This is a genomic window from Pseudomonas sp. GL_135 (assembly GCF_057834665.1).
In genome coordinates this window covers 3,703,622-3,717,899 of sequence record NZ_CM174408.1, presented here as the reverse complement: position 1 = coordinate 3,717,899, position 14,278 = coordinate 3,703,622, and the positions used below count along the sequence as shown (strand labels likewise).

At 61.2% G+C, this 14,278-nt stretch carries 14 protein-coding genes; 11 read left to right on the top strand and 3 right to left on the bottom strand.

Features of this window, described 5'->3' with window-relative positions; genetic code table 11:
- Positions 1-467: 467 nt before the first annotated feature.
- On the bottom strand, positions 468-911 hold the full coding sequence (locus tag AC3ISG_RS16535; RefSeq protein ID WP_122535103.1) for a hemerythrin domain-containing protein: 444 nt from the start codon (positions 909-911) through the stop codon (positions 468-470).
- Positions 912-1,118: 207 nt separating this feature from the next.
- On the opposite strand from AC3ISG_RS16535, the gene AC3ISG_RS16530 reads away from it, so the two are divergent.
- The 3 genes from AC3ISG_RS16530 to AC3ISG_RS16520 all read left to right on the top strand — a co-directional run bounded on the left by AC3ISG_RS16530 (position 1,119) and on the right by AC3ISG_RS16520 (position 4,250).
- Positions 1,119-2,060, top strand: a complete 942-nt coding sequence (locus AC3ISG_RS16530) for an aliphatic sulfonate ABC transporter substrate-binding protein (protein ID WP_489297476.1) — start codon at positions 1,119-1,121, stop codon at positions 2,058-2,060.
- Between the two features lie 15 nt (positions 2,061-2,075).
- Entirely contained in the window at positions 2,076-3,401 is a 1,326-nt protein-coding gene (locus AC3ISG_RS16525) for an LLM class flavin-dependent oxidoreductase (RefSeq protein ID WP_122535105.1), read from the top strand.
- A gap of 126 nt (positions 3,402-3,527) precedes the next feature.
- On the top strand, positions 3,528-4,250 hold the full coding sequence (locus AC3ISG_RS16520; protein ID WP_489297475.1) for an alpha/beta hydrolase: 723 nt from the start codon (positions 3,528-3,530) through the stop codon (positions 4,248-4,250).
- Positions 4,251-4,273: 23 nt separating this feature from the next.
- Here AC3ISG_RS16520 and AC3ISG_RS16515 read toward each other — a convergent pair whose 3' ends face one another.
- Positions 4,274-5,128, bottom strand: coding sequence for a LysR substrate-binding domain-containing protein (locus AC3ISG_RS16515; RefSeq protein WP_122535107.1), 855 nt, complete (start codon positions 5,126-5,128; stop codon positions 4,274-4,276).
- A 397-nt stretch (positions 5,129-5,525) separates the two neighbouring features.
- On the opposite strand from AC3ISG_RS16515, the gene AC3ISG_RS16510 reads away from it, so the two are divergent.
- From AC3ISG_RS16510 to AC3ISG_RS16475, 8 genes are all read left to right on the top strand, one after another.
- Positions 5,526-6,368 carry a transporter substrate-binding domain-containing protein gene (locus tag AC3ISG_RS16510; RefSeq protein WP_489297474.1) on the top strand — a complete coding sequence of 281 codons (843 nt, stop codon included), beginning with the start codon at positions 5,526-5,528 and terminating at the stop codon, positions 6,366-6,368.
- 28 nt (positions 6,369-6,396) lie between these two features.
- Entirely contained in the window at positions 6,397-7,131 is a 735-nt protein-coding gene (locus tag AC3ISG_RS16505) for an amino acid ABC transporter permease (protein ID WP_489297473.1), read from the top strand.
- The gene (locus AC3ISG_RS16500) at positions 7,121-7,909 is read left to right on the top strand and encodes an amino acid ABC transporter permease (RefSeq protein WP_489297472.1); all 789 of its coding nucleotides are present in this window, start codon (positions 7,121-7,123) and stop codon (positions 7,907-7,909) included. The genes AC3ISG_RS16505 and AC3ISG_RS16500 overlap by 11 nt, the downstream gene beginning before the upstream one ends.
- Complete coding sequence (locus tag AC3ISG_RS16495) at positions 7,896-8,735, top strand: amino acid ABC transporter ATP-binding protein (protein WP_489297471.1); 840 nt, start codon at positions 7,896-7,898, stop codon at positions 8,733-8,735. Before AC3ISG_RS16500 ends, AC3ISG_RS16495 begins: the two co-directional genes overlap by 14 nt.
- A 39-nt stretch (positions 8,736-8,774) precedes the next feature.
- Positions 8,775-9,371, top strand: coding sequence for a cysteine dioxygenase family protein (locus AC3ISG_RS16490; RefSeq protein WP_205484145.1), 597 nt, complete (start codon positions 8,775-8,777; stop codon positions 9,369-9,371).
- Positions 9,372-9,402: 31 nt separating this feature from the next.
- Complete coding sequence (gene metC, locus AC3ISG_RS16485; protein WP_489297470.1) at positions 9,403-12,156, top strand: cystathionine beta-lyase; 2,754 nt, start codon at positions 9,403-9,405, stop codon at positions 12,154-12,156.
- A gap of 217 nt (positions 12,157-12,373) precedes the next feature.
- Entirely contained in the window at positions 12,374-12,772 is a 399-nt protein-coding gene (locus tag AC3ISG_RS16480) for an N-acetyltransferase (RefSeq protein WP_241043537.1), read from the top strand.
- Between the two features lie 33 nt (positions 12,773-12,805).
- Positions 12,806-12,976: a hypothetical protein gene (locus tag AC3ISG_RS16475; protein ID WP_163022161.1), complete on the top strand. Its 171-nt coding sequence runs from the start codon at positions 12,806-12,808 to the stop codon at positions 12,974-12,976.
- Positions 12,977-13,078: 102 nt separating this feature from the next.
- On the opposite strand, the gene AC3ISG_RS16470 is transcribed toward AC3ISG_RS16475, so the two are convergent.
- Positions 13,079-14,263, bottom strand: a complete 1,185-nt coding sequence (locus AC3ISG_RS16470; RefSeq protein ID WP_489297469.1) for an MFS transporter — start codon at positions 14,261-14,263, stop codon at positions 13,079-13,081.
- Positions 14,264-14,278 lie beyond the last annotated feature (15 nt).

The window sequence follows — 14,278 nt, the reverse complement described above, 5'->3', positions numbered from 1 at the left end:
CACTGCCGGACGTAACTGCGGGGTTTGCCAACGGTGCTCTCCGTGCTCAAAAAACCATCCGAGAAGGCGTGAATGCCAATCCGGGGGGCACGGAGATATCAAAGGCTGTGCCAATTATGAATTAGCCAAGCAAAATCAATAGCTTAAGGAGAAAATCAGGAGGATTTAGCGAACGCCAACCCAGACGACGAGGCAAAGGTGCGCAAGAAGTTGCGCACCCCTGCGCAACTTCTTGCGCACCCCTGCGCAACTTCTTGCGCACTTGTCTGCACGCCCCAAACGACGTGGCCTGCAGAGCATTGAGCCTTCCATTTTCAACAAACAGGTGCGCAACTTCTTGCGCACTCCGCCAAACCCGCACGCGACCGTTTTTCACCAGCAACGCCGCACAGCGAACAAAAGTACGGCGAAAAAACGCAGCCGAAAAAAAGCCCCGAACAGTCGGGGCTTTGAGCATTCAGAGCGGCTTAAGCTTTAGCCAACTGCTCCTCATACTCCTTGTGATACTCACGGGCCAGCGATTGCTTCTGCGTGTCGTCCAGCAACTTGCCCGCTGACTGGAAGAACTTCTGCTCTTCTTCCTTCAGGTGGTGATGAACCTTCTCCGACAGCTTTTTGGCCGTGGCCATCCATGACGGGCTGGACATCTCGGTTTCGTCGAGCTCTTCCATCATTTCGTCCATTTCATGGTGCTCGGAAATGGCATGGCGACTGAGGTCAACACCGTTGTCGTACTGCATCAGCGGGATATAGAAGAAGCGCTCTTCGGCGGTTTCGTGGGCCTGCAGTTCAGCTTTCAGCTGTTTGTAGACCTCGACACGCTCCTCACTGTCGCCATGGGTTTGGATCAAAGCGTCGGCATAGCCGCGTTGCCGGTCATGACTCTCTCTCAGGGCTTCGAAAATGTTCACGGGTGCTCCTTGGTTCGGCGACGGACTGATGTGCTTATCCCTAGACCGCAGCGGGTATTGAGCCGTTCCATTGCGCTTCGGGCATATGCATAGATCTATAAGTTTCTTTAATAACCTGCGCCGTTCTTTATAATGAAAGTGAAGCTATTTCGATGTGCTCATTCGTTTTCGTGCTGAGCGCCCCTTAGTGCCCGTCCAAGGATCCTCATGTCCCTGCGAAAGATCATCGTCGCCGCCGCGTTAATGCTGGCGACCGTCACCGCTCACGCCGAGCAGGTCATCAACATCGGTTATCAGCGTTCGTCCACGCTGTGGATTCTGCTCAAGAACGACGGCCAGTTGGAGGAACGACTCAAGCCGCTGGGTTTCACCGTCAACTGGCATGAATTCAGCAGCGGGCTGCTCAGCGCGATGAACGCCGGCAGTGTCGACCTGCACGCCGACGTCGCCGATGCGTTTGCCTTGTTCACGCAGGCGGCGAATGCACCGCTGACCTATTACGCCCGTGAGAATCCTTCCCCGACGGCGCAGGCCATCATCGTCCCGGACAACTCACCGATCCGCAGCGTTGCCGATCTCAAGGGCAAAACCGTTGCGGTGTCGAAGGGCTCGGGCAGTCATTTCCTGTTGATTTCGGCCCTGAAGCGCGCCGGGCTGACCCTCAAGGACATCAAGCCGATTTACCTGGAGGCGCCCGATGGCGTCGCCGCGTTTGCCAGCGGCAACGTTGACGCCTGGGCGATCTGGGACCCGTTCCTGGCGACCCAGCAGCGTGAGCATCATGTTCGCGTGCTGACCGACGGCTCCGGCGGCATTGCCAATTACAACCGTTTTTATGTGGCCAACACGCGTTTCGCCAAGGCCCATCCCGAGGTGCTGCAAGTGGTGTTCGACACCTTGCACGACGCCGGGCAGTGGGTGACAGGTCATCCTCATGAAGCCGCGGCGAATCTGGCGCCGCTGTGGGGCAACATCCCGCCTGAGACCGTCGAGCTGGCCAACAGCCGACGCAGCTACGACATCGTCCCGGTCAAGGTGGATGAACTGGCCGAACAGCAGCGCATCGCCGACTTCTATTTCGAGGCCGGGATGATCCCCAAAGCGCTGAAGGTGTCCGACATCGCTGTCTGGACCCCGCACGCCCACTAAGTCAGGAGCACGATCATGAGTCGTCACATTCACCTGTCGGCGTTCCTGCTGACCGGGCCGGTCATTCACAGTCATGCGGTCTGGCGCCATCCCGAGACGGTTGGCCATTACCTTGATCCCGAGTATTACGCCCGCACGGCGCGGGTGGTGGAGGAGGGGCTATTCGATTTCCTGTTCTTCGCCGACCGGCTGGCGGTGGGTGACCAGATGGGCGGCTCGCGCGACCTGGCCCTGCGTTACGGGGCGCAGGATGCGACGCGTCTGGACCCGCTGCCGATTCTGTCCTATCTGGTCGGGCAAACGAGCAAACTGGGCCTGGGTGCTACCCGCTCGACGACGTATTACGAGCCGGCGCACATCGCCCGGGAGTTCGCCACGCTGGATCATCTGTCCAAAGGCCGCGCTGCCTGGAACATCGTCACGTCGATGAACGACAGCGAAGGGCGCCTGTTCGGCAAGGACAAACACCTTGAGCACGACCTGCGTTACGACCGCGCTGACGAGTTCGTCGAAGTGGCGCTGAAGTTGTGGCGCAGTTGGGCGCCGGATGCGTTGAAGCTGGACCGGGAAAGCGGCGTGCTCGCCGACCCGTCGAAGATCACTTCGGTGCAGCATCATGGCGAATGGTTCAAGGTCGAAGGTCCGCTGAACATTCCGCGTACGCCGCAAGGCCGGCCGGTGCTGATTCAGGCAGGCTCCTCGGGCCGTGGTCGGCGGTTCGGCGCGCGCTGGGCCGAGGCGATTTTCACCATTCACCCGCACCTCAAAGCCATGCACGCGTTTCGCCAGGACGTGCGCGAACAGGTCGTCGCGCAAGGCCGCCACGCCGACAGCTGTAAAGTGCTGACGGCGGTGATGCCGTTCATTGGTGGCAGCGAAGCGGAAGCGCGGGCCAAGCGCGACAAGCACAACGCATTGGCGCGCCCGGAACTGGGTCTGGTCACGCTGGCGTCGCAACTGAACGTGGACCTGTCGCCGTTTCCGCTGTCGGCGACCCTGGCGGAGATCGCACGCGCGCCGTCGATACCGCCCGCTGCTGCGGAGAAGCTGCTGATGCAGGGGCCGGACACCACGCTGGAAGCGTTGGGCCGGATTTTCGCCAGCAGCGTGCGGGTGCCGCAACTGGTCGGCACGGGGGCGCAGATCGCCGATCAACTGGCGGAGATGTTCACGTTGGGTGGCTGCGACGGGTTCGTGATTTCCCCCGCGTATCTACCGGGCTCGTTCAGCGAATTCGTCGAAAGCGTCATTCCGCACCTGCAACGCAAAGGGCTGTTTCGCACAGCCTATGAAGGCTCGACGCTGCGTGAGCATCTGGGGTTGGAGGCGTTGGAATCCTGAGCCCGCGCCTGAGAAATTCATCCTCTGTACAGGCCCCCGACAGCTTTGCGCGATCACTGACGGGCTGACATTCGCGACATGCTGCGTATGATGAGCCCGACGTTTTTCGCAAAAAGGCTCACGCTCATGATGAAGTTTTTCGCCGCGCTGCTGTGTGTGTTCACCGGCATGGCCCACGCAGAACCCGCGCTGCTCACCGATCTTGCCCTGCCGTACGTGGCGGCGGCGCCCGCTGAATTCAAAGACAAACCGCTGATCATTTTCCTGCACGGCTATGGCAGCGACGAGCGCGACCTGCTCGATATCAAAAACGATCTCTCCCCGAATTACACCTACCTCTCCGTGCGTGCGCCACAGGAAGTCGACGGCGGCGGCTACAAGTGGTTCACCCAGGACACCGATCAGGCCGAATACGAAGGCGTGACCAGTGATGTCGACAAAAGCACCGACCTGCTGCGGACCTTCATTCAGCAGGCCACCGAGAAATACCAGACCCAGCCCGACAAAGTGATCCTGGTCGGCTTCAGCCAGGGCGCGATGATGAGCTACCAGATCGGCCTGCAATACCCGGAACTGGTGCACGGCATCGCGCCTTTGAGCGGCAAGATTCTCGCGTCCCTTCATTCACGCCTGAAACCCGATGAGCGTCTGAAACCACTGAAGGTGTTCATCGGCCACGGCTCGGCCGACACCCGCGTGGCTTACTCGGGTGCAACCGACGCCAAAGCGGTGCTGGAGAATTTGCTGATCGTTCCCGAGTTTCATGCCTACGCCGGGGCAGGGCATACGATTACAACGGATGAAGTGGCGGACTTGAAGCACTGGCTGGAAGCGCAACTGCAGAAATAACCCCGTGGAAGAGACCAGGGCCGCTACAGGCCCTGACTGCCACGAATCAGCTCATACGCCCGGCGCGCCAGCGGATTCACCGTATTGGGACGAATCCACAGGTAATAAGTGACGTCGGGCATTCTCGGCAGACCGTCGGCTTCCCCCAGCACCCGCATGTCCGGCCCGAGCATTTCCATGCTTCGCGCCGTGACCCCGAGGCCCGCGCGCGTGGCCGCCTTGATGCCGATCAGGTTCGACGCCAGGTACGCCTGACGCCATTCGATGTCGGCGCGCTCCAGTGCTTCGATGGCATAGCGTCGGTAAATACTCGGCTCGTCCACCAGAATGAGCGGTATCGGTTCTCCAGGGACGTGCAGGTACTGCGCCGAGCAGATCCACCACACCGGCGACGTGCGCAAGGCGAATCCTTCCAGCGCCGGATCCTCGCGGGTTGAAATCACCATGTCGACCTTGCCGCGATGCAAATCCTCCATCAGAAACGGGCTCCGACCGACGTCGATCTCCAGTCGCAGCTTCGGCGCAGAACGGGCGATGTGGCTGAGGATCGGCGGCAGGATGGTGTCGGCGATGTCGTGGGGCGAGCCGATACGCAGCACGCCGCTCATGCTGCTTTCGCGAAGGGAGTTGAGCGCGTCGTCGTTCAGCGAAAGCATCTGCCGGGCATGGCGTAACAGTTGTCGACCGGGTTCGGTGAGTTGCTTCTGACGGCCCTGTTTCTGGAACAGACTGACGCCAATCTGTTGCTCCAGACGCTGCATGTGCTGGGTAACCGACGACTGCGTGCGCGACAGATGCGCCCCGGCGCCAGCGAAGCTGTGGTGATCGACGACGGCGACGAAAGTGCGCAGCAGTTCGAGGTCTAGGGTGGAGGACATCGTGTTTACTCGTTTGAACGGTTTATTACCCGCAGCGCCATTGCTTGTAGGCGTGAGCGTGCTCGCGATCGCGATCTGTCAGGCCGATCATCGGCGCAGATACACAGCAATCGTGAGCAAGCTCACGCCTGCACGCCTGTATTACATCAGCTGAACAGGCTAATACATTACGATTTTTTATGAATGGGGAAAGCTCAGTCTCAAAAAATGTCGATAAAGCTCAATAAAACAGAGCTTATGCTTTTTTGCTTTAAGGGCCGAAACCAGAAAGTTATAACCATATTTGATATTTGCATTTCCGCTCCGGCAGTTCCCTCCCTAGCATGCAGCTCATTACAAGGCGCTGACGCATTACCCGTTGCACGCGCCGAGCCGATGTCCATCTGAGGGGAAGTCCATGCCGTCCACGCGTTCGCCACTTGCTCGTATCCTGCCGCTGATGATCGGCGCCACCGTGACGCTGGGCGCCAGTTTTGCGGCGCAGGCCGATGCCACTCTGGACAAGATCGAGCAGCGCCACCGTGTGGTGGTGGGGGTGCTGCTGTCCGGCGGCCCGTTTGGCTCCATTGACCCGACGACGCAGAAACCCGAGGGCCTGAACGTGGACCTGGCCGAAGACGTGGGTCGTCAGCTGGGCGCCGAAGTGGAACTGGTGTCCGTGCTGCCCGCCAACCGTGTGCAGTTCCTGCAGCAGGGCAAGGTCGATCTGCTGATCGCCAACATGGAGTGGACCGCTGAGCGCGGCCAGCAGTTGGGATTCGTACCCACGCCGTTCTATCGCGTCGGCGGCACCGCAGCGTTGCTCAAAGAAAGCAAGATCACCCGCTGGGAAGACCTCAAGGGCCAACCCGTCTGCACGTCCCAGGGCAGCAGTTACATCAAACCGCTGACCGAATTCGGCGCTGAACTGAAAGCATTCAAAAGCTCGTCGGAATCCCTCCTGGCCCTGCGCGGCAACAACTGCGTTGCAGCAGTGCACGACGCTACGCTGATCAATCCATTGGTGGCCGACAGCCCGGAATGGCAGAACTACCGCGCCCTCAGTCCCGAACTCAATCCTGCGCCGTCGGTGATCTGGACCCGCCCCGGCGAGACCGACACCCAGGCGAAACTCGACGCCATCGTCAAGGGCTGGCACCGCACCGGCTGGCTGATCGACGCCGAGAAGCGCCACCACATCACCCCGGCCTCGCCAGCGCTGGTCGAGCTGCACGACAAGTTCCAGGCCGCGGGCGCTTGAACGTGCGGCTTGGGAACGGGGCGAGCCGATGACGCACCTGCTTGAACTGTTCGTGCAGGGCGCGGCGAGGTTCGGTCTGAATTACGGCTTTTTGCTGGACGCTTACCAGCGAGGTTCGTTGGTCAATGGCGCCGTGACCTCCATTGCGTTGTGCGCATTCACGATTGTGGGCAGCCTGTTGGCGGGCCTTGCGCTGGCGGCGATGCTGACCAGCGGCAAGCCAAGTCTGGCCAGGCCAGCGCGGGTGTTCATCGAAGTGACCCGCAACACGCCGACGCTGGTGCAGCTCTACTGCGCGTTCCTGGTGCTGAACATGCTGCTGACCCAGGCCGTTGGCGCTGCGAACCCGCTGACGCCGTTCGCCTGGGTGGTCATTGTGATCTCCCTGCACAAGGGCGCATTTCACGCTGAGGCCTTGCGCGCCGGCATCGAAGCGGTGCCGAGCGTGACGCTGGAAGCCGCCAGCTCCCTGGCCTTCAGCAGCCGTCAGTTGCTGTGGAACGTGCAGCTGCCGCTGGCGATGCGTTTCGCGCTCCCGTCGCTGATCAACAACCTGATCGACCTGGTGAAGATGACGGCGGTGGCGTCGGCCATTGCCGTGGGCGACATCACCTACGCCTCGATCATGATCTGGACCCAGAGCGACAACGTGCTGGAACTGATGATTCTGCTGCTGGCGTTTTTCGGCCTGCTCAGCTTCGTCGTCAACTGCGTGGGCCGTGCCCTTGAAGCCAAATTGAGGATGCTTGGTTATGGCCATTGATTCGTCTGTGCGCCTGCCGCTTTCCTGGCCGCGTCGGCACCCGGGCACGCTGGTGCTGCTGGCCGCCGTGTTGCTGTGGCTGGTCTTCGGCGCCCCGAAAATCCCGGTGTTTGCGGCGCTCCTGGAGTGGTCGCCAGCGCTGGCGGCGGGCTTTGCTCAAAATATCCTGATCAGCCTGCTGGCCATCGCCATCGGTTCTCTGCTCGGCCTGCTGGTGGGGGCGCTGGCGGTGTCGCCGCTGTGGATCACCCGCCTGCCCGCGAAGGTCTGGGTGCAGGTATTTCGTAACGCGCCGTGGCTGGTGCTGATCTATTTCACCACCTACGTTTTCCCGTTCGAGCTGCACATCGGCACGTCCTGGATCTCGTTTCCGGACTGGGTGAAAGTCACCCTCGGCCTGGCGTTGCCCGCCAGCGCCAACGTCGCGGAAATCTTTCGCGGCGCCATCGGTTCGATACCCGGGACGCAGTGGGAAGCCTCCCGCTCGCTGGCCTTCACACGCGGGCAGATCTTCCGTTCGATCATCCTGCCGCAGTGCTTCAAGCGCATGTTGCCGCCGTGGATGAACCTCTACGCGGTGATCACCATGGGCACTGCGCTGGCCTCGCTGGTGGGTGTGCATGACCTGATCGACACCGCGCAGATTGCCAGTAATACGGTCAACCGGACCGGCTTCACGGTGCTGATCTACTTCAGCGTACTGGCGCTGTTTTTCGCCTACTGCTATCCGATTTCCCGATTCACTCAATTCCTGGAGCGACGTTATGCCTTCTCCTGACACGCGCGCCGAGCCACCCCTGATCAGCCTGCGCGATGTTCATCTGTCGTTCGGCAGCAACCCCGTGCTCAAGGGCATCGACCTCGACGTTCAGCGCGGGCAAGCGGTGTCAATCATCGGCCCGTCGGGTTCGGGGAAGTCGACCATCCTGCGCTGCATCACCGGCTTGTTGCAGACCGCGTGCGGCAGCATTCGCGTGGGTGACACCGATGTCCACGCGCTGAAGAGCGAGGCGCAGCGGATCGAACTGCGCAAGCGCGTGGGCTTCGTGTTCCAGCAGTACAACCTGTTCCCGCATTTGTCCGTGCTGGAAAATCTGGTGATCGCGCCGCGCAAGGTGCTCGGCGAAACGGCGGCGAACGCCGAAAAGCACGCGCACGAACTGCTCGCCAAAGTCCGCATGGAGCACAAGGCCGATGCGTATCCAGGGCAGCTGTCCGGCGGCCAGCAGCAGCGCGTAGCGATTGCGCGAGCGTTGGCCATGCGGCCGGAACTGATCCTGTTCGATGAAGTGACCTCGGCCCTGGACCCGGAAACCGTCGGCGAGGTGCTGACGGTGATTCGCGAGCTGACCGAAGAGGGCATGACCTGCGTGCTGGTCACCCACGAAATGCGTTTCGCGGAGGACATCAGCGATGTCGTGTATTTCACCGAAAACGGCCTGATAGTCGAGCACGGCAGCCCCGAACACATTTTCCAGCGCCCGACCCATGAGCGGACCCAGACGTTTTTGCGCCATGCCTTGGGCGACGCCGGACGCCGTCCGGTCGCCAGTGGCGATCCGTTTCTGTTGAGCAATATCAGCCGTTACAGCCTGTCGGTCTGAGCCGGGCGTGTTGGCCTGAACACACATAAGGAGCACCTGATGAGCATCGAGAACCGCAGCCAAGTCGTCGAAGCGTTTCTGCAGCAGATACGCGCCATCCATCAGCGCGGCGTCGATCGGGACGCACTGAACAGCATCGTCACGCTGCTTGAGGGGCTGGCGGAACGTCGTGACCTGTTCAACTTCGACACCTTTCCCGCGCCCGTGCCGGGGGAGGGCGACACTGCGTTCCGCTACCGGCTGAACGACGACGGCGAGACCCCGACGCTGTACATGAACTCACTGCTGCCGGGCAAAAGTACGCTGCCCCACAACCATGAAACCTGGGCGGTAATCGTTGCCGTCGAGGGGCAGGAGATCAATTACGTGTGGGCGCGCACGGACGACGGCAGCGATCCGGCGTTCGCCCGGCTCGCGCTGGAAAAGGAAGTGGTGGTGCAGCCCGGAACGCCCATCAGCTTCCTCGGCGAGGATTTGCACGGCATCAAAGTCGAGGGCGAGCAACCGACCCTGCATTTCCACTTGTACGGGCGCCCGCTGGAATCTTTGAACGGGCGCTATGGCGTGAACCAGGAAGGCAAGGTGCTCAATTACAACGCCTCGCAAATGGCCCCCTCGATCAAGGCCTACGCCTGATGGCGCTCTACAACAGAATCACGAGAACGTCATGAGCCAAAAAGTTACCCCGCAACAACTACACGCCTGGCTGTTCGACGGACAGGAAATCGCCGTATTCGATGTCCGCGAACACGGCCAGTACGGTGAGGCACATCTGTTTCACGGGGTGAATCTGCCGTACAGCCGCCTTGAACTGGACGTGCATCGCCTCGCCCCCAATCCTCGGGTTCGCCTGGTGGTTTACGACCGCGATGATGGTGAACTCGCCGTACGCGCCGCGCAGCGTCTTGAAGCGCTGGGCTACAGCGGCGTGCATATTCTTGAGGGCGGCACCGATGGCTGGCGCGCCGGCGGCCGTGAGCTGTTTGCCGGGGTACACGTGCCATCGAAGGCCTTTGGCGAGTTGGTCGAAGAGGCCCGGCATACGCCGCATATCAGCGCCACCGAGCTGGCGGCGATGCAAGCCAGTGGCGAGCCGCTGGTATTGCTGGACGGCCGACCGTTCGATGAATACCGCAAGATGACCATTCCCGGTTCGGTCTGCTGCCCGAATGGCGAGCTGGGCTATCGGCTGAACGAGCTGGTACCGGATGACACCACGCCCATCGTGGTCAACTGCGCCGGCCGCACGCGCAGCATTATTGGCGCGCAAACGCTGATCGACCTTGGGGTGAAAAATCCGGTCTACGCCCTCGAAAACGGCACCCAGGGCTGGTATCTCGCCGACTTGCCGCTGGAGCACGGCAGTGATCGCCGATACCCGAATGTCCCGGTCGGCGCTTCGCTGGATAGCCAGCGTCAGGCAGCTCAACAGTTCGCCCGGCGCGCCGGGGTGCAGGCGGTGGACGCGGCGCAGGTTCTGGCATGGTTTGCCGAAGAGTCCCGCAGCCTGTTCCTGTGCGACGTGCGTACCCCGGAAGAATTTGCCCTCGGCAGTTTGCCTGGCGCGCAACACACGCCGGGTGGGCAGTTGATCCAGAGCACCGACTTGTACATCGGCGTGCGTCAAGCGCGCTTGGTGCTGGTGGACAATGACGGCGTGCGCGCACCCATCGTTGCCGCCTGGCTGCGTCAGCTGGGCCACGACGCTTATGTACTTGAAGGCGGGTTGAGTAGCGGCTTGCACCTGCCGATCGACAATTCAGGTGCTTTCCCGGCCCTGGCTGGAATAGAAGCCGCCGAACTGGCGGAGGCGCTCAGAGACAACGCGGTCACGCTGATCGATCTGCGCGGTAGCATGGCGTTTCGTAAAGGCCACATCGAGGGGGCGCGCTGGTCGATTCGCCCTCGGCTGGCTGCGGACGTGCTCTCGCAGTGGAAACCTGTCGTGCTGGTGGCGGAGCAATCTGCCGTAGCGGCGCTGGCTGCACTGGAGCTACCGGAAGCGCTGCGCGGCTCGGTGCGCTGGCTGGATCTCAATACATGGCAGACGGCAGGTTTCAACCTCAGCGAAAGCGCAGGTGATCCGCCTGACGAGGACTGCATTGATTTTCTGTTCTTCACCCATGACCGTCATTCGGGCAACAAAGCGGCGGCTCGGCAGTACCTGGCGTGGGAGATCGGCCTGCTGGGGCAAATGACCGAGCAGGAGATCGCCAGTCTCAAGCCCTTGTTGGCCGTTGCGGAGGAAGATCGCGTTCGTACCCGGTTGGTGCATGCCGCCCGTGGCGCAAAGGGCAACGGGCCGCGCGGCGTGAACCCGCCGGTCACGCGAATGAGCACCGTGCTCTTCGACAGCCTGGGCGATATGCGTGAGGCACGAAAGCGTCGCGACACCGAGCGCGTGCTGAGCTACGGCGCGCGGGGCAATCCGACCGCGTTCGAACTGGAAGACCTGATCACCGAGCTTGAAGGCGGCTACCGCACACGCCTGTTCGGCACTGGCCTTGCGGCGGTGGCGCAGACATTCCTGGCTTACCTGCGACCGGGCGATCATGTGTTGATCACTGACGCGGTGTATTCACCGGTGCGGCAGATCGCCGAAGCATTCCTGGCGCCGTTCGGTATTCAGTACAGCTACTTTTCTGCCGACGGCAGCGGCTTGGCGCAGCAGCTGCAAGCCAACACCCGAATGGTCTACACCGAGGTTCCCGGCTCGCTGTTGTATGAACTGTGCGACCTTCCGGCGATTGCCGCGTTGTGCCGATCGAAGGGGGTTCTGCTGGCGGTCGACAACACTTACGGCTCCGGGTATCAGTACCGGCCGCTGACCCTGGGTGCCGACATTTCCATCATGGCCCTGACCAAATACTTGAGTGGTCACAGCGATGTCGTCATGGGCAGCGTCTGTACCACCCAAGCCGTCTGGCAGCGTCTGGCCGTCATGACCGACACCTTCGGCAATACCGTCAGTCCGGACGATGCATATCTGGTGCTGCGCGGTGCCCGTACCCTGGCCGCGCGGCTGGACGTCCATGAGCGTCAGGCCTTGCAAGTCGCGCACTGGCTCCAGCAACAGCCGCAGGTCAAAAACGTGTTCCATCCAGCGCTGCCCCACCATCCGGGCCACGCCCTGTGGAAGCGCGACTTCAACGGCAGCAACGGCTTGCTCACCTTCGAACTCGCGGACACCGACCCCCGCCATCTGGAACGCTTCATCGACGCCCTGCAACTGTTCGGCCTGGGTGCGTCATGGGGCGGGTTCGAAAGCCTGATCATCGTCGCGAACGTCGGTGATCGTGACAACGCGTCGGACAAATCCTTGAACCCGTTGCTGAGGCTGCACATTGGGCTGGAGGATGTGGAGGCGTTGATTGAGGATTTGCGGAGGGGGTTTGAGGCGATGGTTGATAGGCGACATTAAATTGGTAGCTATAAATATGTAACGCATGTGGCGCGGATACCTTCGTCATCATTCGCTGCTTTGGTATGCGGTGAATTTGGCAATGAGGAGACGGGGAAAGGGGACTGACCTGCGCAATCAGGTCCTCAAGTCGAAAGCGCGCGAATTGGTTAACCAAACGCTCGATAGGTCCGTGGAAGTACGATCACTTGGTACCGACAGTCGCGCTGTGAGATTCATGCCTATTGATCCCGCGGCGCTCGCAATCAGCGATGAATGGGAGCGCTGCCCCTATCCCTGGCGGGCGGTGCCGGAATGGAAGCTAAAAGATCCTAAAGGTCTTGACCTCGCCCTGTGGCATGCTCAGGAGCTTTGCGGTTTATGTTACGCAACACCGCGCCGGAGCCGTTTGCGGATCAAGATTATCTTGCTGGAAGGTCAACCGACCGGGACTCATCCCCTGAAAGGGTTGGTTGCCCCATTGATGTTAATGGCGGTAAGGGTTTACGCGCAGTTGCTGAGATGCAAAGTCATCCAGATCGAACGCCCCGAGCCAGGCGTGGTGAACTACTATCAGGCACTGGGGTTCGAGTTCGACACGGCTGGCTGCCTTGTTATTTCAGCCGATCGTTTCTAGGATGTCCCCCAAGACCACAGCAGGGAGGTGCTCATGAATATCAAAAAACGCAAGGCCAAGATTCGAGAAATGACGGAATTCAGTGCCGAAGCGCACAAGCGTGCTGCGGAGTATGCTCAAGCTCAGCTGCATTTTCTGCGCGTAGCAATCGAAATTGGAAAAGACCTTGAACCCACTGGCCCAATGGCTGGGTTCAGGGGCTGAACCTTAAAAAGAAAACCGCCGATATCGGCGGTTTTTTCTTGGGCGGCGATCAGCGCCTCCCGCCTATGGCCTGAGCATCCTGCGCGTGCCGCGCTCCGTTCTTCATGGCCGTGAGTTCTTCAAAAAACCCACCAACGCCAGCACTGGAAATGCACTCCCCACGATCACAATCCACACCCAGCCACCATGGTCATACAGCGCGCTGGCGACCACCGAGCCAATCGCGCCGCCGATAAAGATGCTGGTCATGTACAGCGCGTTAAGCCGGCTGCGGCTTTTGGCGTCCAAAGCGTAGACCGCCCGCTGGCCGAGGACCATGTTCATCTGCACGCAAAAATCGAGGATGACGCCGGTGACTGCCATGCCGATCACGGCGTAGGCAGGGTCAATCAGGCTGGGCAGAAAGCTCAGCGCGGCGAACAGCATGGCGCACAGGCTGGCGACGCGGGTGTGGCCAGCGTCAGCCAGGCGTCCGGCAATGGGCGCGGCGATGGCACCGATGGCCCCCACCAGGGCGAACAGGGCGATCTGGCTTTGCGACAAGCCGTGGTTGCGCGCCAGTTCCAGCGGCACGGCGGTCCAGAACAGGCTGAAGGTGGCGAACATGCACGCCTGATAAAACGCGCGCTGGCGCAGGACCGGCTGTTTGCGCAGCAGGGTCCACAAGGATTTGAGCAACTGGCCATAGGTGGCGCTGTGGGCAGGCTGATGCTTCGGAATGGTGGTCGCCAGCACCACGCTGATCAGCAGCATCATCACGGCAGCGGTGCCGAACACCGCGCGCCAGCCAAAGTGGTCAGCGATCAGACTGGCGGCGGGTCTCGCCAGCAGGATGCCCAGCAGCAGGCCGCCCATGATGCTGCCGACCACGCGCCCGCGTGTTTCTTCCGGCGCGAGGTTGGCGGCCAGTGGCACCAGAATCTGCACCGCTACCGAGCTGAAACCCACCAGCAACGAGGCGACCAGAAACAGATTGGGCGTTTGCGCGAATGCGGCGCTGAGCAGGCTGAGAATGGCGACGCCGGTGGTCACGATCATCAGGCGACGATTTTCCAGCAAGTCGCCCAGCGGTACGAGGAAGAACAGGCCGAGTGCATAGCCGATCTGGGTCAGCGACACGATAAAGCTGGCGAGTGTGCCGGACAGGCCGATGTCCGGCGCAATCAAGCCAATGATGGGTTGCGCGTAATACAGGTTGGCAACGATTGCGCCGCAGCAGAACGCGAACAGCATTGCCAGGCCCTTGGTCATTGTGGCGCCGTGGCTTGCGGAAGAAATGGACGTCATGGGAATACCCGGGAG

Excerpts from the sequence above, each read along its gene's own strand:
- AC3ISG_RS16530 (WP_489297476.1), top strand. The coding sequence starts at position 1,119 with ATGTCCCTGCGAAAGATCATCGTCGCCGCCGCGTTAATGCTGGCGACC.
- AC3ISG_RS16525 (WP_122535105.1), top strand. The coding sequence starts at position 2,076 with ATGAGTCGTCACATTCACCTGTCGGCGTTCCTGCTGACCGGGCCGGTC.
- AC3ISG_RS16520 (WP_489297475.1), top strand. The coding sequence starts at position 3,528 with ATGATGAAGTTTTTCGCCGCGCTGCTGTGTGTGTTCACCGGCATGGCC.
- AC3ISG_RS16515 (WP_122535107.1), bottom strand. The coding sequence starts at position 5,128 with ATGTCCTCCACCCTAGACCTCGAACTGCTGCGCACTTTCGTCGCCGTC.
- AC3ISG_RS16510 (WP_489297474.1), top strand. The coding sequence starts at position 5,526 with ATGCCGTCCACGCGTTCGCCACTTGCTCGTATCCTGCCGCTGATGATC.
- AC3ISG_RS16505 (WP_489297473.1), top strand. The coding sequence starts at position 6,397 with ATGACGCACCTGCTTGAACTGTTCGTGCAGGGCGCGGCGAGGTTCGGT.
- AC3ISG_RS16500 (WP_489297472.1), top strand. The coding sequence starts at position 7,121 with ATGGCCATTGATTCGTCTGTGCGCCTGCCGCTTTCCTGGCCGCGTCGG.
- AC3ISG_RS16495 (WP_489297471.1), top strand. The coding sequence starts at position 7,896 with ATGCCTTCTCCTGACACGCGCGCCGAGCCACCCCTGATCAGCCTGCGC.
- AC3ISG_RS16490 (WP_205484145.1), top strand. The coding sequence starts at position 8,775 with ATGAGCATCGAGAACCGCAGCCAAGTCGTCGAAGCGTTTCTGCAGCAG.
- metC (WP_489297470.1), top strand. The coding sequence starts at position 9,403 with ATGAGCCAAAAAGTTACCCCGCAACAACTACACGCCTGGCTGTTCGAC.
- AC3ISG_RS16480 (WP_241043537.1), top strand. The coding sequence starts at position 12,374 with ATGCCTATTGATCCCGCGGCGCTCGCAATCAGCGATGAATGGGAGCGC.
- AC3ISG_RS16475 (WP_163022161.1), top strand. The coding sequence starts at position 12,806 with ATGAATATCAAAAAACGCAAGGCCAAGATTCGAGAAATGACGGAATTC.
- AC3ISG_RS16470 (WP_489297469.1), bottom strand. The coding sequence starts at position 14,263 with ATGACGTCCATTTCTTCCGCAAGCCACGGCGCCACAATGACCAAGGGC.